Source organism: Thiolapillus sp. (genome assembly GCF_048562965.1).
GTDB classification, from domain to species: Bacteria; Pseudomonadota; Gammaproteobacteria; order Chromatiales; family Chromatiaceae; genus Thiolapillus; species Thiolapillus brandeum_A.
On the sequence record NZ_JBHNMF010001142.1, the window covers coordinates 1 to 840 of the forward strand.

The 840-nt window shown below is 49.9% G+C and carries 1 protein-coding gene; it reads right to left on the minus strand.

Features of this window, described 5'->3' with window-relative positions; all coding sequences use genetic code 11:
* Positions 1 to 33: 33 nt before the first annotated feature.
* Positions 34 to 840 (minus strand): type IV secretion system protein (locus ACOCD2_RS22865; protein ID WP_419626205.1); only part of this gene is annotated, 807 nt, incomplete at its 5' end.

Sequence of the window (840 nt, forward strand, 5' to 3'; positions counted from 1 at the left end):
TTACTTTGATCCTCATGGTCTGATCTCCTTATTTTAGCCGCTAAAATTTACTTTCAGTAATCGAATGCCTGGTACGGCTTTGAAAATGCCATATCCTTCGTGACAATGACGTTGAAACGGAGCCCCGGTTCCAGGCATTCCGCCGCCACCTGGCCCTCCGTCTGTGTCACCGCCGTCACTACCGCTAAACGCATTTGCCAATACATCACTGCCGGCTGCAACATTGGCATTAGCCTGAGAAAATGCAGCCATAAGCGCCGACACACCTCCAGCGCCTTGTGTGGTACCAGAAGCCGCCATTGCGCCAGCCATTGCACCGACCATTGTTGTTGCGCCTAACGCCGCGCCAGCGCCGAATTGACCGATACCCATTCCGCTGGGTGCGTTTCCCGTGATAATGCCCGATAACAGTTGCGGCACCTTATTGCTCAACATAAATATCGTGAGCGTTACGATCAACACGACAGCCATTTCCGAAAATTCGATATCGGTCTGCATGTTGATGTAATAGTCGTTGATCAAAGACACGCCAATAGCAATGAGTAATATCATCGTCATTATCTGGATGGCGATTCCAAGCACTGTCTTGTGGTAATTGATCGCCATATCATGAGTCCAACGTGCACCACCGAACCCCAGGAAGAAGATTCCCCCATAGGCGAGTATCCAGGCCGAGATAAGCAGCAACAGCATATTGACGGCAATCATTGCGGTTAACATCAGTATACCCAGACCCAATACGATGCCGATCATGCTGTCAGCAGGTGACCATATCGATGATTCTCCCAATGTCTTACCGAACAGGGTGAAACCGATATCTACAATGCCTGATGGCGAGAA